An 18,228-nucleotide genomic window follows, 5' to 3' on the forward strand; every position below is an offset into this window, starting at 1 on the left:
GCTGATGTAACCGGGAATGAACGACCGCGTTGATTTGTTGTGACGGTCAAACAGTTGTTTGAAACATACGTTTACGCCCAATTCTTGTCAAGCGCCGATCTTTTGCCGTTCGTCATCGCCCCATGAAAAGCTCGGCCACGCAGTTGCGCGCCGCCGTTGACTGAGCAACACGTCATGTAGGAGAGATTAGTTGAGGAAGAAGGACTTACGCAGAAAAACGCCGCGAACAGGCGCGGCGTTGGAGTAGCGGATTCAGCGAGGGATCACGCGTAGGTATCGATCAGCGTCCCAAGCATTTCATCGGATGCCTTGGCGACTTTGACGCCCAGTTCCACCTGGAACTTACCCTGAGACATCTCGACCATATTGCTGGCCAAGTCCGATTGTTGGCTGCGGTCTACCGAACGCAGACGATCGACCTGAGTCTCGGAGGACTGACTGGTGACCGAGCGCTCGATGGTGTTGTTGGCGATCTGACCCGAAGCCTGATCGACACGGTTCTGCCCTGTCTGAATAGTGCTCAGACCTGCATAAAAAGCGGTGTTTCCTGAGATTTCCATGGGGGAACTCGTCCGACAAAGGATCAACAGCGGCCATTGAACCAGACACGCCGACAAAAGGCCCGACAAAAACACTAATGGCACAGTGCCTTGTCATAGGTAAAACCCACGTTAAAACTTCAGTCCAGCAGATCCAGTTGTAGATACTCGGCCACCGCTTCGGCTGTTACCGATTTGAGTTTCGGCACCCGTCCCAGACACGGTGCGGGAATACGCTCGGCCAGCGTCGCGAGGTTCTCTTCCAGTCGCGAGGTTTTCGGATCGATGATATTGGCGACCCACCCTGCCAACTGCAAACCATCCCGTGCGATAGCCTCGGCTGTCAGCAGTGCATGATTGATACAACCCAGCCGTATGCCGACCACCAGGATCACCGGCAGACCCAGCGCCATTGCCAGGTCCGACAGATTGTCCTGATCCGCCAACGGCACTCGCCAGCCGCCAGCGCCTTCGATCAAGGTGAAGTCCGCCTGCATATCGAGAATCTGCCGCATCGGTGTCAACAGTGATTGCACGGTCAACGCCACGCCAGCCTCCCGCGCTGCCAGATGCGGTGCAATCGCCGGTTCGAACGCGACCGGATTGACCTGTTCGTAGGTCAACGGTATCGAACACTCGGCGAACAGGGCCAGCGCATCGGCGTTGCGCAATCCCTTCTGTGTCAGATCGCAGCCGGAGGCCACCGGCTTGCCCGCTGCCGTGCTCAAGCCCGCCAACCGTGCGGCATGTAGCAAACCTGCGGCGACGGTGGTCTTGCCGACATCGGTGTCAGTACCGGTAATGAAATAGGCTGCGCTCATAAGGGTTTCTCCAACACGGCGTAAACCACTTGATAAGTCGCCGGCAGTCCCTGTGCCTGACGAAATTGCTCGTAAGCCTCGATCAGGCCGAGGATCCGCGCCCTGCCGGTCAAACCGCCCGGCCGACCGGGGTTCAGGTTATGCGCCCCAAGCGCCTTCAGCTCATGGGTCAGGCTGCGGACATCGGGGTAATGCAGCACATGCGGACGCGTTTCGAGGCTGACGACCTTCAAGCCGCTGCCCGCGCAAAGCTGTTGGTAAACACCGAACTCGCGGAAGCGGTTGACGTGCACCAAGCCGTCCACCTGACGCCAGCTGTCGCGCAATTCGTACAGAGTGCCTACACACAGACTAGCAAACGCGAAAATCCCGCCCGGTTTCAGTACCCGATACGCTTCATTGAGCACCGAAGCGAAATCCGCGCACCATTGCACCGCCAGGCTGGAGAAGACCAGGTCGCAGGTCGAATCCTGCAACGGCAAGCGCTCGGCATCGCCCGCGATGAAATGAGTCGCGCCGCCCAAGGGCCGGGCGTGATTGAGCATGCCTTCTGCGATGTCCAACGCCACTCCGGCGCACGCAGGAAACTTCTGCGCCAAGGCTCGGCTGAAATACCCTGTGCCGCAGCCCATATCCAGCCAACGAGCAGGGACAAAATCTTCCGGTAATCGACGCAACAACTCGCTGCCCACGTCGCGCTGCAGTTCGGCCACGCTGTCGTAGCTCGCCGCCGCACGGGAAAAGGACGCCGCCACCTGGCGTTTGTCAGGCAAGCCGCCGGGCAGGTTGGGAAGGGATAAATCAGTCATCACCGAACTCATGCAAAAAGGCCTGAATCGCCCCCGCCACACCGTGAGGGTCTTCCAGTAGAAACGCGTGACTGGCCTGTTCAATCAGACCGATTTCGACATCCGGCAGTAGCGTCAGCAAGTCCCCCGCCGCTTCGGCCGGGACCAGCCCGTCGAGGCCGGCGAACAAGTGCAATTGCGGGCCGCGAAACGCTTGCAACGCTTGCCGGGTATCCAATTGTGCGAGCAACTCCAGGCCGCTCATCAGCACCGGCGAAGACGTATGAGGTGCGCCAGCGAGCAACAGTCGCGACATCCCGCGCGGGTCTTCGGCACCTTGGGCGCACAGCAGCGAAAAACGTTTCAACGTCATGCGCGAGTCAGCCTTGCAGCCGGCCAGAAACGCATCGAAGGTTTCGCCGAGCATCGCGCTCGACCATCGTTCATGGGCGACAAAAGAAGGGTTGCTCGCCAGGGTCACCAAGCCGCAGCAGCGGTCACCGCGTCGCGCCGCCAACTCGGACGCCAGCATGCCACCCAATGACCAGCCACCGAGCCAGGCATCCTGCGGCAACGTCGAGTCCAACTCATCGAGCCATTCTTCGAGGTCGCTCGATTCCAGTTCCGGCAATGGCTCGATCTCGACGCGCAGGTGCTCATCCAAACCCTGCAAGGCAGCTGCCAAGGGTTCCAGTGGCGAAATCCCGAGACCCCAGCCCGGCAGCAGAATCAGACGATCACGCATGGCTTGGCTCCGGTCCCAGTTGTTGAAAACAATCGGCCAGTCTATTTAACAATAGCTGTACCTGCGCCTCGCTGTGAGCGGCGGTCAGGGTTACACGCAAGCGTGCGCTGCCCGCGGGCACGGTCGGTGGACGAATCGCAGTCACCATCAGCCCGCGTTCGCGCAGCATCTGCGACAGTCGAACTGCGCGCCCGGCATCGCCAATCATGATCGGCTGGATCGGCGTGAAGCTGTCCATCAACTCCAGGCCAATCTGTTCGGCGCCTTGGCGGAACTGACGAACAAGCGTCTGCAGATGCTCACGTCGCCAGTGTTCGCTGCGCAACAGCTCCAGGCTTTTCAGCGTCGCGCAGGCCAGCGCTGGTGGTTGGCTGGTGGTGTAGATGTAAGGCCGAGCGAACTGGATCAGGCTTTCGATCAGCTCTTCACTGCCAGCCACAAATGCACCGGCCGTACCGAAAGCCTTGCCGAGGGTGCCGACCAACACCGGCACATCTTCCTGGCTCAGACCGAAATGCTCGACGATCCCGCCGCCATTGGCCCCCAGCGGACCAAAACCGTGCGCGTCATCGACCATCAGCCACGCGCCTTTGGCCTTGGCTTCCCGCGCCAGCGCCGGCAAGTCGGCGACGTCACCGTCCATGCTGAACACACCGTCGGTGACCACCAGCGTATTGCCGGTGGCCTTCTCAAGGCGCTTGGCCAGACTGGCCGCGTCGTTATGCAGATAGCGATTGAAACGCGCGCCGGACAACAACCCCGCGTCCAGCAACGACGCGTGATTGAGCCGGTCTTCGAGCACCGTATCGCCCTGCCCGACCAATGCGGTGACCGCGCCGAGGTTGGCCATGTAACCGGTGGTGAATAGCAGAGCTCGCGGACGGCCGGTGAACTCGGCGAGGGCTTCTTCCAGTGCGTGATGCGGGCCGCTGTGGCCGATCACCAGATGCGAAGCGCCACCGCCCACGCCCCAGCGCGACGCGCCGGCGCGCCAGGCTTCGATCACTTGCGGGTGATTGGCCAGGCCCAGGTAATCGTTGTTACAGAACGCCAGCAACGGCTGACCATCGACCACCACTTCCGGGCCTTGCGGGCTTTCGAGCAATGGGCGCTGGCGATAAAGGTTTTCGGCACGACGGGAAGCAAGGCGTGCGGCGAGATCGAAAGACATGCAGGCCTCACGGGTCAGGAAAACAAACAACTCCTGTAGGAGCGAGGCTTGCCCGCGAAGGGATCACCACGGTCAGTCAGATAGACCAAAGTGCCTCATTCGCGGGCAAGCCTCGCTCCTACAGGGCGGGGTGAAGTCAGACAGCCGCGTTATAGAACATCTCGCTGCTCTTCTGCTCCACCAGTGCCTGTTCGATGGCGGCCTGATGCACTTCGTCTGCGTGCTCTTCACGTGCTTCCGGCAGGATGCCCAGGCGTGAGAACAGTTGCATGTCCTTGTCCGCCTGCGGGTTGGCGGTGGTCAGCAGTTTTTCGCCGTAGAAAATCGAGTTGGCGCCGGCGAAGAACGCCAGGGCCTGCATCTGCTCGTTCATCGCTTCGCGGCCGGCGGACAGGCGCACGTGGGATTTTGGCATCAGGATCCGTGCGACAGCGAGCATGCGGATGAAGTCGAACGGGTCTACGTCGTCGGCATTTTCCAGCGGCGTACCGGCGACTTTGACCAGCATGTTGATCGGCACCGACTCTGGATGCTCAGGCAGGTTGGCCAGCTGGATCAGCAGATTGGCGCGGTCGTCGAGGGACTCGCCCATGCCGAGAATGCCGCCGGAACAGATCTTCATCCCCGATTCACGCACGTAAGCCAGGGTTTGCAGGCGCTCGCTATACGTACGGGTGGTGATGATGCTGCCGTAAAACTCCGGCGAGGTGTCGAGGTTGTGGTTGTAGTAATCCAGGCCGGCTTCGGCCAGGGCGACGGTCTGGTCCTGATCGAGACGACCCAGTGTCATGCAGGTTTCCAGGCCCATGGCTTTCACGCCTTTGACCATCTCCAGCACGTAAGGCATGTCTTTGGCCGACGGGTGCTTCCACGCCGCGCCCATGCAGAAACGGGTCGAACCGATGGCCTTGGCGCGAGCGGCCTCTTCGAGGACCTTCTGCACTTCCATCAGTTTTTCTTTTTCCAGGCCGGTGTTGTAGTGGCCGGACTGCGGACAATATTTGCAATCTTCCGGGCAAGCACCGGTCTTGATCGACAGCAGCGTCGAGACCTGGACGCGGTTGGCATCGAAATGCGCGCGGTGCACCGTCTGGGCCTGGAACAACAGGTCGTTGAATGGCTGAACGAAAAGTGCTTTGACTTCGGCCAAAGACCAGTCATGACGCAGGGTTGCAGTGGTGCTGGCGCTCATGGGCGTTTCCTTGTTTATGCTTGGCAAGCGGCTGGGGAATGGAATACCCACAGACGCGACACGGATGTTCGGCATATTTAAGGAAGAGCGATGCGCTGTCAACCACGATACGAAGGACCGGTTTACATCTGGTTAAAAAATAAACAAATCTGTTTGCTCTGCGCAGAAACCGCGGACGACATCACCCCAATCTGCATGGCCTGCGAAACCGAGTTGCCCTGGCTGGGCGAGCACTGCCAAACCTGCGCCCTGCCGTTGCCTGCCACGGGCCTGACCTGCGGCCAATGCTTGAAACAACCGCCGGCCTTCGAGCGAGTCGCCGCGCCCTGGACTTACAGCTTTCCGGTCGACAGTTTGATCACCCGCTTCAAGCACAGCGCGAAGTGGCCGTTAGGCCGCCTGCTCGCCGAACTTCTCGCTCAGTTTCTGCAACATCGCTTCGATGAAGATCTGGATCGGCCCGATGTGCTGATACCCGTACCGCTGGCCTCCAAACGTCTGCGTCAGCGGGGTTTCAACCAGGCGGCGATGCTCGCCCGCTGGCTCAGCGTTAGCCTCGACATTCCTTGCAATGAAACGCTGTTGCTGAGGATTCAGGACACCAGCGCGCAACAAGAACTGAATGCCGACGCCCGTAAAAAGAACCTGCGGAACGCCTTTGCCCTGGCGCCCGCGGCCTCGATCAAGGGTCGCCACTTCGCATTGGTCGACGATGTACTGACTACCGGCGCCACCGCCCAGGCCCTGGCTCGCTTGTTAATGGATGCGGGCGCCGCGCGAGTCGACGTCTACTGCCTGGCCCGTACCCCAAAACCTGGCGACGTGACCTGACTTGACTCTCGTGCGCCAAGCCGCCAACGTCCTCCCCATCGCCACAGCCCAAAGCGCCTTGCCATGTCCTTGCCTACGTTGTTGTCCCAGCACATTGTCCGTCGCCCGCAGCGCATCGCGTTGCTGCAACACATCGCCGAACAAGGCTCAATCACCCGCGCCGCGAAAAGCGCAGGTTTGAGTTACAAGGCGGCATGGGACGCCATCGACGAGCTGAACAACCTCGCGCAGAAACCGCTGGTGGAGCGCAGCGTCGGCGGCAAGGGCGGTGGCGGCGCCAAACTGTCCAGCGAAGGCGAACGCGTGTTGCGCCTGTATCAAAAGCTGCAAGCCTTGCAGGCTCAGGTGCTGGAAGCCGCCGAGGATGCCAGCGACCTGGACCTGCTCGGTCGGCTGATGCTCAGAACCAGTGCGCGCAATCAACTGCACGGCAAGGTCGTGGCGATCGATGCGCAAGGACGCAACGACCGCATCCGTCTTGAACTGGCCGAAGGCTTGCGTATCGATGCGCAGATCACTCACGACAGCACTCTGCGCCTGGAACTGCAAACCGGCACCGAAGTGGTGGCACTGATCAAGGCCGGTTGGCTGGAACTGCTGGGCATCGATCAAGCAGCGACGCCCGGCAACAATTGCCTGAAGGGCATGATCGAAGAAATCCTCGACGCCGACGACGGTCCCAGCGAAGTGCGCATCGGCCTGCCCAATGGCCAGACACTTTGCGCCCTGGCCGAGCCGCTGCATCTGAAAACCCTCGAACTTACCGCTGGCAAACCCGTTCTTGTGCAATTCGCACCGTCGAACATCCTCCTGGGTACACCGCTCTAGCCCAAGTGCATCGCGCCCCTGTAGGAGTGTGTTGTGGCGATGCAACAAAAGCTTCATCAACCACCATTAAGGTGACTGCAAAAACCCGCAGGGAGCCTGATGTGAGCCTATTAGAAGACAACCAATCCACCGACCTCGAAAAGATGGTCGGCCTCAGCCGTCGTGGCTTCATCAGCGCTGGCGCCCTCTGCGGTGCAGCGATGTTTCTCGGGGGCAACCTGCTGAGCCGCAGCGTGCTGGCCGCCAGCGTCAGCGCCGGCTCCAGCAAACTGTTGGGTTTCGACAGCATCGCTGCCGCCACGACCGACGCCATTACCCTGCCGCCGGGCTACAAATCCTCGGTGCTGATCAGCTGGGGCCAGCCACTGCAAAAAAATGGCCCGGCGTTCGACCCGAGCGGCAACGGCACGGCCCAGGCGCAGGAAGTCCAGTTCGGCGACAACAACGACGGCATGAGCCTGTTCGAATTCCCCGGTGACAAAGACCGGGCACTGATGGCGATCAACAACGAATACACCAACTACCGTTACCTCTACCCCCACGGCGGTACGCCGCAATCGGCGGAAGATGTGCGCAAGGCCCTGGCCTGCGAAGGCGTGTCGGTGATCGAAGTGCAGCGCAAGAACGGCCAGTGGCAGTTCGTCCAGGGCTCGCGCTACAACCGCCGCATTCACGGCAACTCGCCGTTGCGCCTGAGCGGTCCGGCGGCCGGTCACGAGCTGATGAAAACCAGCGCCGACAAACACGGCAAGAAAGTCCTCGGCACCTTCCAGAACTGCGCCAACGGCAAGACGCCGTGGGGCACTTATCTGACCTGCGAAGAGAACTTCACTGACTGCTTTGGCAGCAGCAATGCCGAGCAGAAGTTCGACGCCGCGCAGAAACGCTACGGTGCGGTGGTGGCCAGTAAAGACATCAACTGGCATCCACACGATCCGCGCTTCGATCTGGCGAAAAACCCCAACGAACTCAATCGTCATGGCTGGGTGGTGGAAATCGACCCGTTCGATCCGCAGTCGACGCCGGTCAAACGCACCGCGCTGGGCCGCTTCAAACATGAAAACGCCGCCCTGGCCGAAACCAATGACGGTCGCGCCGTGGTGTACATGGGCGACGACGAACGTGGCGAATTCATCTATAAATTCGTCAGCCGCGACAAGATCAACCACAGAAATCCCAAAGCCAACCGCGACCTGCTGGACCATGGCACCTTGTACGTGGCGCGTTTCGACGCGGGCGACGGCAACACCGATCACCCGAAAGGCCAAGGCCAGTGGATCGAACTGACCCACGGCAAGAATGGCATCGATGCCAGCAGCGGTTTTGCCGATCAGGCTGAAGTGCTGATTCATGCACGCCTCGCAGCCAGCGTCGTGAGCGCCACGCGCATGGACCGTCCGGAATGGATCGTCGTCAGCCCCAAGGACGGCCAGGTTTATTGCACCCTGACCAACAACGCCAAACGCGGCGAAGAAGGCCAACCAGTGGGCGGCCCGAACCCGCGCGAGAAGAACGTCTACGGGCAGATCCTGCGCTGGCGCACCGACCGCGACGATCACGGCTCGAAAAGCTTTGCCTGGGATCTGTTTGTGGTCGCTGGCAACCCGGGCGTCCACGCCGGTACGCCAAAGGGCGGTTCGTCGAACATCACCCCGCAGAACATGTTCAACAGCCCGGACGGCCTGGGCTTCGACAAGGCCGGGCGCTTGTGGATCCTTACGGATGGCGATTCGAGCAACGCAGGCGACTTCGCGGGCATGGGCAATAACCAGATGCTCTGTGCCGACCCCGTGACGGGCGAGATCCGTCGTTTCATGGTCGGGCCGGTGGGCTGCGAGGTGACGGGGATCAGCTTCTCGCCAGATCAGAAAACCCTGTTTGTCGGGATTCAGCATCCGGGGGAAAACGGTGGGTCGACGTTCCCTGAGCATCTGCCCAACGGCAAGCCGCGGTCTTCGGTGATGGCGATTTCCCGCGAGGATGGCGGGATCGTCGGCGCCTGATAGGCCCTCTTCGCGGGCAAGCCTCGCTCCTACAGGTACAGCGTGATCCCTTGTAGGAGCGAGGCTTGCCCGCGAAGGCGTCATCCCAAACACCACTGATCTCAACCCCACCCCCTAAAGAAGCCCCGTCTGCGCTACCATGCTTGGCCGGACGCGGCAGCCTGCTGCGCGCAGGAGTCAGCATGGCCCACCCGTTTGCAACGCTCACCCCAGACCTCGTGCTCGATGCCGTCGAAAGCATCGGCTTTCTCAGCGACGCACGCATTCTGGCGCTCAATAGCTACGAGAACCGTGTGTATCAGGTCGGGATCGAAGACTCCGAGCCGCTGATCGCCAAGTTCTACCGCCCGCAGCGCTGGACCAACGAAGCGATTCTCGAAGAGCACCAATTCACCTTCGAACTCGCCGAGTGCGACGTACCGGTGGTCGCGCCGATGATTCACAACGGTGCCAGCCTGCACGAACATAACGGTTTCCGTTTCACCCTGTTCCCCCGTCGTGGCGGCCGTGCACCGGAACCGGGCAATCTCGATCAGCTGTATCGCCTGGGCCAACTGCTGGGTCGTCTGCATGCGGTCGGCACTACAAAACCGTTCGAACACCGTGAAGCGCTTGGGGTAAAGAACTTTGGTCAGGACTCGCTGACGACTCTGCTCGAAGGCAATTTCGTACCCAAAAGTTTGCTGCCGGCCTACGAGTCCGTGGCCCGCGATCTGCTCAAGCGGGTCGAAGAGGTTTACAAGGCCACGCCGCACCAGAACATCCGCATGCATGGCGATTGCCACCCCGGCAACATGATGTGCCGCGACGAGATGTTCCACATCGTCGACCTCGACGACTGCCGCATGGGCCCGGCGGTGCAGGATATCTGGATGATGTTGGCGGGTGATCGTCAGGAATGTCTCGGTCAGTTGTCAGAATTGATGGACGGCTACAACGAATTCCACGACTTCGACCCGCGGGAACTGGCGCTGATCGAACCGCTGCGCGCCTTACGCCTGATGCACTACAGCGCCTGGCTCGCCCGGCGCTGGGACGACCCGGCCTTCCCTCGCAGCTTTCCGTGGTTCGGCACCGAGCGTTATTGGGGCGATCAAGTGCTGGCGTTGCGTGAGCAACTCGCCGCACTCAATGAAGAACCACTGAAACTCTTCTAAACACCACAACCCCTGTAGGAGCGAGGCTTGCCCGCGAACAACGATGACGCGGTACGTCAGGCAGACCGCGTCATCGTTGTTCGCGGGCAAGCCTCGCTCCTACAAAAAATCAAACACATCTATACAATCCCCTCTTTGTTAGCTGCCTAAGCAAGGATTCTCATGCAAGCCGCCAACCCGCGTCGCGGGTACATCCTGGGCCTGAGTGCCTACATCATCTGGGGCCTGTTCCCGCTCTACTTCAAAGCCATCGCCAACGTGCCCGCCGTGGAAATCATCATCCACCGAGTGCTTTGGTCTGCGCTGTTCGGCGCTTTGCTGCTGCTCGTCTGGAAACATCCCGGCTGGTGGCGCGAACTGCGTGAGAACCCGCGACGGCTGGCAATCCTGGCCCTGAGCGGCACGTTGATCGCCGCCAACTGGCTGACCTACGTCTGGTCGGTGAACAACGGTCGCATGCTCGAAGCCAGCCTCGGTTACTACATCAACCCGCTGGTAAACGTGCTGTTGGGAATGCTGATCCTCGGCGAACGGCTTCGGCGCATGCAATGGCTGGCGGTTGGCCTGGCGGCGGTCGGTGTTGCGCAGCAAGTGTGGCAAGTCGGCAGTCTGCCGTGGGTGTCGCTGGTACTGGCATTGACCTTCGGCTTCTACGGACTGATCCGCAAGCAGGCCCCGGTCAAGGCGCTGCCGGGGCTGGTGGTGGAAACCTGGATGCTGGTGCCGATTGCTGTCGCCTGGTTGCTGTTCAATCCGACGGCGACCAGCGCGCAAGCCGAATTCTGGACCACCTCTGAAGCCTGGTGGCTGGTGGCGGCAGGTCCAGTGACGCTGGTGCCGCTGGTATGTTTCAACGCCGCCGCCCGGCACTTGCCCTACACCACCCTCGGATTTCTCCAGTACCTGGCGCCGACACTGGTGTTGTTGCAAGCCGTTCTGCTGTTTGGCGAGCACTTGTCGTCCAGCACGCTGGTGGCGTTCATCTTTATCTGGGCCGGTCTGGCGGTTTACAGCGTCGATGCGTGGATAAGTCTGCGCCGCCGCAGCTGATCAGAAAACGCACAAACCTCTACAGGCCACGTATCCCGTGGCCTGCATCCATCCTTCCCAAGGTTATCCACAGTGTGATCCCCGGCGTTTGTGCGCAAGTCACTGAAACTGCTGGTTTTTTGATCAGATCCTGAAGAGCACCGGCCGACGTGGCCTGGCGAGGTGTCTCTACAGGTTATCCACAGGCAGGTGCACGTATAACTTGGATAACCTTTCAGGGTTCGCTGCGCAGCACCAATTCGACCATCAGATCGTCCGCCAGGGTTTCCAGGCGTGATTGCAGCACCTCCAGCGACAAGGTCAGTGGCACCGCGAGAATCGCCTCGGCATGGAACAGCGGCTCGCTGCTCATCGGCGCCGGGCGTACTTCGGTCACCAGACTTTCCAGGTTCACGCCCTGTTCGCTCAGCAAACGCGTAATGTCTCGAACAATGCCCGGCCGATCATTGCCCACCAGTTCCATGGCAATCGGCTTCCAGGTGCAGGATTGTTCAATGCCGCTTTCGGCGATCAGCACGCGGATACCCTGGGCCGACATTCCCTGTAGGGCGTCTACCAGTTCGTCGTAGGCCTCGGCCGGCACACCCACCCGAAGAATCCCCGCGAACTGTCCGGCCATGCGCGACATGCGGCTCTCCAGCCAGTTACCGCCGTGCTCGGCAATGCATTGAGCAATGCGCTCGACCTGCCCGGGCTTGTCTGGAGCAATTACAGTGAGTACGAGATGGTCCATGGCGCAGCCCTCTGGTCATGACTTTTATTATAGAAAAACAAGTATAGGCAAGGGTTGATGGGTGCCTGGAGTAGATTCGATTGTGTGTTGAATCGACCGGCCCTTTCGCGGGCAAGCCTCGCGCCTACAGGTCCACGTCGTTCCCATAATCGTGGATTACCCCAACCCTGTGGGAGCGAGGCTTGCCCGCGAATGGGGCACCACCAATAATCCTGCCGAACCATAAATCGTGTACAAGTTTTTATATTTAACTGGAACAATCCAATAGTTTTTTGAGAACATCCCGTTCCCCGACATGACTGCAATGCGTCATGGGGTCGCAGAACGACGTAATTAGTCTAATTTTCACAACCGCAATTCATCATGTAGTATGCCGCAGCGCGCACTACATAACGCTGGATCGATGTCTGCCGCAGGTGCCGTCGCAACCCCTGAAAGCCCTGTCAGCAAGGCCGCAAAGCCGTTGATCGGATCGAACCCAGCCGCCAGCAATGGCATGTACTGGTAGATGGGTTTGTGGTTTAAATGGCCAGAGGCTTCATTGTTAAATTGAAGAGCTGAAAAGCGAAATAGCTGAGCAGAGTGAGGCAAGCAATGACTGAACACGTTCAAGTCGGTGGCCTGCAGGTCGCCAAAGTCCTGTTCGACTTCGTGAACAACGAAGCCATTCCCGGTACCGGCCTCACCGCCGATAAGTTCTGGGCCGGTGCCGACAAGGTCATCCATGACCTGGCGCCGAAGAACAAAGCCCTACTCGCCAAACGCGATGATTTCCAGGCTCGTATCGATGCCTGGCACCAGGCTCGTGCAGGTGTTGCGCACGATGCGGTGGCCTACAAAGCCTTCCTGCAAGACATCGGTTATCTGCTGCCAGAAGCGGCTGATTTCCAGGCAACGACACAAAACGTCGATGACGAAATCGCCCGCATGGCCGGTCCACAGCTCGTGGTGCCGGTGATGAATGCACGCTTCGCGCTCAACGCCTCGAACGCCCGCTGGGGTTCGCTGTATGACGCGCTCTATGGCACCGACGCCATCAGCGAAGCGGACGGCGCGGAAAAAGGCAAAGGCTACAACAAGGTTCGCGGCGACAAGGTCATCGCCTTCGCCCGTGCCTTCCTCGACGAAGCGGCGCCATTGGCTGCCGGCACTCACGTCGATTCCACCGGCTATAAAATCGTTGACGGCAAACTGGTCGTCGCCCTTAAAGGCGGTAGCAACACAGGCCTGCGCGATGATGCGCAACTGATCGGTTTCCACGGCGATACAGCGGCTCCAACCGCGATCCTGCTGAAGAACAACGGCCTGCACTTCGAAATCCAGATCGACGCCAGCACCCCGGTCGGCCAGACCGATGCGGCCGGCGTCAAAGACATCCTGATGGAAGCCGCGCTGACCACCATCATGGACTGCGAAGACTCGGTCGCCGCAGTCGATGCCGATGACAAAGTGGTGATCTACCGCAACTGGCTCGGCTTGATGAAGGGCGATCTGTCGGAAGAAGTCTCCAAGGGCGGTCAGACCTTTACCCGCACCATGAACGCCGATCGCACCTATACCGCCCTCGATGGCAGCGAACTGAGCCTGCACGGTCGCTCGCTGTTGTTCGTGCGCAACGTCGGTCACCTGATGACCATCGACGCGATCCTCGATAAAGACGGCAACGAAGTACCGGAAGGTATTCTCGACGGTCTGGTGACTTGCCTCGCGGCGATTCATAGCCTCAACGGCAATAGCTCGCGCAAGAACAGCCGCACCGGCTCGGTCTATATCGTGAAGCCGAAGATGCACGGCCCGGAAGAAGCTGCGTTCACCAACGAGCTGTTCGGTCGTATCGAAAACGTCCTCGATTTGCCGCGCAACACCCTCAAAGTCGGGATCATGGACGAGGAACGCCGTACCACGGTCAACCTCAAGGCCTGCATCAAGGCTGCCGCCGAGCGCGTGGTGTTCATCAACACGGGCTTCCTCGACCGCACGGGCGACGAAATCCACACCTCCATGGAAGCCGGCCCGATGGTGCGCAAAGCGGACATGAAGGCCGAGAAGTGGATCAGCGCCTACGAGAACTGGAACGTCGACATCGGCCTGAGCACCGGCCTGCAAGGTCGCGCCCAGATCGGTAAAGGCATGTGGGCCATGCCGGACCTGATGGCAGCGATGCTCGAGCAGAAAATCGCTCATCCGCTGGCGGGTGCCAACACCGCCTGGGTTCCATCGCCGACCGCCGCCGCGTTGCACGCGCTGCATTACCACAAGGTCGACGTGTTCGCTCGTCAGGCCGAACTGGCCAAACGCGCACGCGCTTCGGTGGACGACATCCTGACCATCCCGTTGGCTGTCAACCCAGACTGGACCGCGGAGCAGATCAAGAACGAACTGGACAACAACGCCCAGGGCATTCTCGGTTACGTGGTGCGCTGGATCGACCAGGGCGTGGGCTGCTCGAAAGTGCCGGATATCAATGACGTCGGCCTGATGGAAGACCGTGCGACGCTGCGTATTTCCAGCCAGCACATCGCCAACTGGCTGCGCCACGGCATTGTCACTGAAGATCAGGTGATGGAAAGCCTCAAGCGCATGGCGCCGGTGGTTGACCGTCAGAACGCCAGCGACCCGCTGTACCGTCCGCTGGCACCGAACTTCGACAGCAACATCGCCTTCCAGGCGGCGGTCGAACTGGTGGTCGAAGGCACCAAACAGCCGAACGGCTACACCGAGCCGGTTCTGCACCGTCGTCGTCGCGAGTTCAAGGCTGCCAATGGCCTTTGAGTAAACGCTGATGTCGGACATGAAAAAGCCCTGATCGAGAGATCAGGGCTTTTTCATTTGTGCATGCTATTCCTGTGGCGAGGGGGCTTGCCCCCGTTGGGCTGCGAAGCGGCCCCCATGCATTTTTTCAGTGAGAATCTACGACTGCTGCGCAGCCGAACGGGGGCAAGCCCCCTCGCCACAACAGCCCCTTGCCACAACAGCCCCTCGCCGCAACTGAGAGCCGCTACACATCCATCCCCAGCTCATGCTTGACCAATTCAAGCAGTTTGCCGCTATCGATGGGCTTGAGCAGAAAGTCCACTACGTGCAAGTGCATGGCTTCGATCGCATCCTTCACGTCGGCGTCGCCGGAGACGATGATGATCGGCAATGCCGCACGAGCCGACTCCCGCACCTGACGGATCAGTTCCAGACCATCGACGTGCCCCATCCGCAGGTCGGTAATCACCAACCCGATTGATGACTTCGTCTCCAGCAATTTGAGCGCTGTTTCGCCACTGGCCGCCATCATGCAGTGAATGCCGTCCAGCCCCAGAATTTCCGACAGCAATTCCCTGGAGTCCTTATCGTCATCGACGATCAGCACCCGCTGCGGCGGCAAGTCTGGTTCCAACATAACGGCACTGAGCGCTTCGCGCTCGGCATCACTCAAAATATCGTGGTCGGACATGGTTTTCTCAACGTTTTCGATTCGATCCCTGACACAGTGGTCAGACATCGCTCAGCAGACTTCAATGTGCACTTCGTCGGAAACTTTTCCAATAGACAATGTAGGAGGTTTTTCCCTCAGTTGTGTCAGACATTTCCCATATTCCGACGGTGGCACTGCCTACCTAGACTTACGTCCAATGGGCACCCTGCTCTTAGGGGCCGACCATGCCTGTAACGATCTAACACATCGATCCGACACAACAATCAGAAAAAGACTGCGGTAATGGTTATGAGTAAAGCGGACGCCTTCACCCAGGCAGGGAAAACCGCGGTGTTGCAGAACATCCAGGGCACTTTGCAATTCCTACAGCGCTTCCCGCCGTTCAATCAGATGGAAAACGCCCACTTGGCCTATCTGGTCGAGCAATGTCAGCTACGTTTCTATGCCCCCGGCGAAAGCATCATCAAACCTGCCGATGGCCCGGTTGAGCATTTCTACATCGTCAAACAGGGCCGGGTCGTGGGCGAACGTCCGCACACGGCCAAGGGCGGGACCGAAACCACCTTCGAAATCACCACCGGCGAATGTTTCCCCCTCGCCGCGCTACTGGGGGAACGGGCGACTCGCACCGAACACCTGGCGGCCGAAGATACCTTCTGCCTACAGCTGAATAAGCTGGCGTTCATCAAACTGTTCGCACTTTCCAGTCCGTTTCGCGACTTTTCCCTACGCGGTGTCAGCAGTTTACTGGATCAGGTCAATCAACAAGTTCAGCAAAAAGCCGTGGAAACCCTCGGCACCCAGTACTCCCTCAATACCCGGCTGGGTGAACTGGCCATGCGTCACCCGGTGACCTGCACCCCGATCACCCCCCTGCGTGAAGCCGTGACGCTGATGCACGATCAGCAAGTCGGCAGCATCGTAGTGGTCGATGAGCAAAAGGCGCCCCTGGGCATTTTCACCCTGCGCGACTTGAGACATGTGGTGGCCAACGGCACCAGCGACTTCGATGAAGCCATCGAAGGGCATATGACCCGGGCGCCGTTTTACCTGACGCCGGACCACAGTGCCTTCGACGCCGCGATTGCCATGACCGAGCGGCATATCGCCCACGTCTGCCTGGTCAAGGACCAGCGCCTGTGCGGCGTGGTCTCGGAACGCGACTTGTTTTCCCTGCAACGGGTCGATCTGGTGCATCTGGCGCGGACTATTCGCAGTGCCCAGAAGCTGGAAAACCTGGTGGCGATGCGCGGCGAGATCGGCCAATTGGTGGAGCGGATGCTGGCGCACGGAGCATCCTCGACCCAGATCACCCACATCATCACCCTGCTCAACGACCACACCGTGTGCCGGGTGATCGAACTGGTGCTCGCAGAAAAGGGTGACCCCGGCGTGCCGTTCAGTTGGCTGTGTTTCGGCAGCGAAGGCCGCCGCGAGCAGACGCTGCACACTGATCAGGACAACGGCATTCTGTTCGAAGCCCGCGACGCGGCGCACGCCGCCGAGATTCGCGGCAAGTTGCTGCCCATTGCCCAGCAGATCAATCAGAACCTGGCGCTGTGCGGCTTCACCCTGTGCAAGGGCAACATCATGGCCGGCAACCCCGAGCTGTGTTTGTCCCGGGCCGAATGGGCGCGACGCTTTGCGGCGTTTATCCGTGAGGCGACACCGGAAAACCTCTTGGGGTCGAGCATCTATTTCGACCTGCGCGTGGTCTGGGGTGACGAGCGAGGCTGCGAGCAGCTGCGCCAGGGCATCCTCGATCAGGTCGGCGACAACCGCTTGTTCCAACGCATGATGGCCGAAAACGCCCTGCGCAACCGTCCGCCCGTAGGCCGTTTCCGCGAATTCGTGCTGGCGCGCAAGAATGGCGAGAAAGCCACCCTCGATCTGAAACTCCAGGGCTTGACCCCGTTCGTCGATGGCGCTCGAGTACTGGCCTTGGCCCACGGTATCGACGCGAACAATACCTTGGAGCGCTTTCGCCAATTGGTGGAAAAAGAGGTCATCGAGAAATTGGATGGTGCTGCCTATGAAGAGGCCTATCACTTCATCCAGCAAACCCGCATGCAGCAACATCAGCTACAGACCCGAGAGAATTTGCCCTACTCCAACCGTGTCGATCCCGACAGCCTCAATCATCTGGACCGCCGCATCCTGCGTGAATCCCTGCGCCAGGCGCAACGCCTGCAAAGCAGCCTGACCCTGCGGTATCAGCTATGAGCCTGTTTTCATGGCTGCGCCCGGTCAGCCCCATTTTGCCGGGTGAACTGCAACAACGTCTGGAGCACTTGCCGGCCGTGGCCGAGCTGGGTGATTGCAGCCTGCGCGAGCAACGCTGGGTGGTACTCGACCTGGAAACCACCGGGCTGAACCTGAATAAGGATCGGCTGTTGTCCATCGGCGCGGTGGTGATCGAGGACGGGGCGATCGATTTCAGCCAGCAATTCGAACGCACGCTGCAATGCACCGAACTCAAACTCGGTCCCAGCGTGTTGATTCACGGTCTGGGCCCGAGCGCCATCGCCGCCGGCAGCGACCCCGCGCAAGCCTTGCTCGAGTTCATGGAGTTCGTCGGCGACAGTCCGGTGCTGGCCTTTCATGCGCCATTCGACCAGCACATGCTGGGGCGGGCGCTGAAAGAACATCTGGGCTACAAGTTGCAGCATCCGTTTCTGGACGTGGCCGACATCGCGCCACTGCTGTGCCCACAGGCACACTTTCGTGAAGCCGGGCTGGACGAGTGGATCGACTGGTTCAAGCTGCAGGTTTTCGAACGGCACAACGCCAGTGCCGATGCCTTGGCGACGGCGGAATTGGTGCTGATTTTGTTCAGCCGGGCGCGACAGCAGCAGATTCATAGCCCGTTGAATTTGCAGCAGCGGCTGAGTCAGTGGAAGCGGCGGCGGCAAGCGCCGTCTTTCTAGATCTTCGGTGACTGTT

General features: G+C 60.1%; 17 protein-coding genes. 8 read left to right on the top strand and 9 right to left on the bottom strand.

The features are described from left to right. Nucleotides 1–263: 263 nt before the first annotated feature. The 6 genes from AB7M22_RS24235 to bioB form a co-directional block, all read right to left on the bottom strand. A complete protein-coding gene (locus tag AB7M22_RS24235; protein ID WP_454187996.1) occupies nucleotides 264–560 on the bottom strand; it encodes a pyrroloquinoline quinone biosynthesis protein PqqE in 297 nt (98 codons plus the stop codon). 119 nt (nucleotides 561–679) lie between these two features. Beyond that, entirely contained in the window at nucleotides 680–1,360 is a 681-nt protein-coding gene (bioD, locus tag AB7M22_RS24240) for a dethiobiotin synthase (protein ID WP_454187997.1), read from the bottom strand. After that, on the bottom strand, nucleotides 1,357–2,169 hold the full coding sequence (gene bioC / locus AB7M22_RS24245) for a malonyl-ACP O-methyltransferase BioC (protein ID WP_454187998.1): 813 nt from the start codon (nucleotides 2,167–2,169) through the stop codon (nucleotides 1,357–1,359). The genes bioD and bioC overlap by 4 nt, the downstream gene beginning before the upstream one ends. Continuing rightward, entirely contained in the window at nucleotides 2,162–2,893 is a 732-nt protein-coding gene (locus AB7M22_RS24250) for an alpha/beta fold hydrolase (RefSeq protein ID WP_454187999.1), read from the bottom strand. The genes bioC and AB7M22_RS24250 overlap by 8 nt, the downstream gene beginning before the upstream one ends. Further along, nucleotides 2,886–4,064, bottom strand: coding sequence for an 8-amino-7-oxononanoate synthase (gene bioF, locus AB7M22_RS24255; RefSeq protein WP_454188000.1), 1,179 nt, complete (start codon nucleotides 4,062–4,064; stop codon nucleotides 2,886–2,888). Before bioF ends, AB7M22_RS24250 begins: the two co-directional genes overlap by 8 nt. A gap of 136 nt (nucleotides 4,065–4,200) precedes the next feature. After that, on the bottom strand, nucleotides 4,201–5,256 hold the full coding sequence (bioB, locus tag AB7M22_RS24260; protein WP_454188001.1) for a biotin synthase BioB: 1,056 nt from the start codon (nucleotides 5,254–5,256) through the stop codon (nucleotides 4,201–4,203). Nucleotides 5,257–5,346: 90 nt separating this feature from the next. Between bioB and AB7M22_RS24265 the strand changes: the two genes are divergently transcribed. From AB7M22_RS24265 to rarD, 5 genes are all read left to right on the top strand, one after another. Then, entirely contained in the window at nucleotides 5,347–6,087 is a 741-nt protein-coding gene (locus AB7M22_RS24265; protein ID WP_454188002.1) for a ComF family protein, read from the top strand. Nucleotides 6,088–6,150: 63 nt separating this feature from the next. Next, nucleotides 6,151–6,915: a TOBE domain-containing protein gene (locus tag AB7M22_RS24270; protein ID WP_454188003.1), complete on the top strand. Its 765-nt coding sequence runs from the start codon at nucleotides 6,151–6,153 to the stop codon at nucleotides 6,913–6,915. A 101-nt stretch (nucleotides 6,916–7,016) separates the two neighbouring features. After that, nucleotides 7,017–8,918 carry a PhoX family protein gene (locus tag AB7M22_RS24275; RefSeq protein ID WP_454188004.1) on the top strand — a complete coding sequence of 634 codons (1,902 nt, stop codon included), beginning with the start codon at nucleotides 7,017–7,019 and terminating at the stop codon, nucleotides 8,916–8,918. A gap of 182 nt (nucleotides 8,919–9,100) precedes the next feature. Next, nucleotides 9,101–10,075, top strand: a complete 975-nt coding sequence (locus AB7M22_RS24280; protein WP_454188005.1) for a serine/threonine protein kinase — start codon at nucleotides 9,101–9,103, stop codon at nucleotides 10,073–10,075. A gap of 162 nt (nucleotides 10,076–10,237) precedes the next feature. Further along, nucleotides 10,238–11,125 carry an EamA family transporter RarD gene (gene rarD / locus AB7M22_RS24285; protein ID WP_454188006.1) on the top strand — a complete coding sequence of 296 codons (888 nt, stop codon included), beginning with the start codon at nucleotides 10,238–10,240 and terminating at the stop codon, nucleotides 11,123–11,125. A gap of 214 nt (nucleotides 11,126–11,339) precedes the next feature. Here the strand turns inward: rarD and AB7M22_RS24290 are convergent, their stop codons facing one another. Together AB7M22_RS24290 and AB7M22_RS24295 are read right to left on the bottom strand one after the other, a co-directional pair. Beyond that, nucleotides 11,340–11,858: a glycine cleavage system protein R gene (locus AB7M22_RS24290; protein ID WP_454188007.1), complete on the bottom strand. Its 519-nt coding sequence runs from the start codon at nucleotides 11,856–11,858 to the stop codon at nucleotides 11,340–11,342. Between the two features lie 345 nt (nucleotides 11,859–12,203). Next, a complete protein-coding gene (locus tag AB7M22_RS24295; RefSeq protein ID WP_131816009.1) occupies nucleotides 12,204–12,470 on the bottom strand; it encodes a hypothetical protein in 267 nt (88 codons plus the stop codon). Here AB7M22_RS24295 and AB7M22_RS24300 point away from each other — a divergent pair. After that, nucleotides 12,453–14,630 (top strand): malate synthase G, encoded by a 2,178-nt coding sequence (locus AB7M22_RS24300; RefSeq protein WP_454188008.1) that lies wholly within the window; start codon nucleotides 12,453–12,455, stop codon nucleotides 14,628–14,630. The two genes, AB7M22_RS24295 and AB7M22_RS24300, sit on opposite strands and share 18 nt — an antisense overlap. Nucleotides 14,631–14,856: 226 nt before the next feature. Here AB7M22_RS24300 and AB7M22_RS24305 read toward each other — a convergent pair whose 3' ends face one another. Further along, nucleotides 14,857–15,303, bottom strand: a complete 447-nt coding sequence (locus tag AB7M22_RS24305; RefSeq protein ID WP_007904163.1) for a response regulator — start codon at nucleotides 15,301–15,303, stop codon at nucleotides 14,857–14,859. A gap of 264 nt (nucleotides 15,304–15,567) precedes the next feature. Between AB7M22_RS24305 and AB7M22_RS24310 the strand changes: the two genes are divergently transcribed. Both AB7M22_RS24310 and AB7M22_RS24315 read left to right on the top strand, forming a co-directional pair. Next, the gene (locus AB7M22_RS24310) at nucleotides 15,568–17,508 is read left to right on the top strand and encodes a putative nucleotidyltransferase substrate binding domain-containing protein (RefSeq protein ID WP_454188009.1); all 1,941 of its coding nucleotides are present in this window, start codon (nucleotides 15,568–15,570) and stop codon (nucleotides 17,506–17,508) included. Then, nucleotides 17,505–18,212 (top strand): 3'-5' exonuclease, encoded by a 708-nt coding sequence (locus AB7M22_RS24315; RefSeq protein ID WP_454188010.1) that lies wholly within the window; start codon nucleotides 17,505–17,507, stop codon nucleotides 18,210–18,212. The genes AB7M22_RS24310 and AB7M22_RS24315 overlap by 4 nt, the downstream gene beginning before the upstream one ends. The last annotated feature ends 16 nt before the right edge of the window (nucleotides 18,213–18,228 follow it).

The organism is Pseudomonas sp. ADAK2 TE3594 (assembly GCF_053628675.1).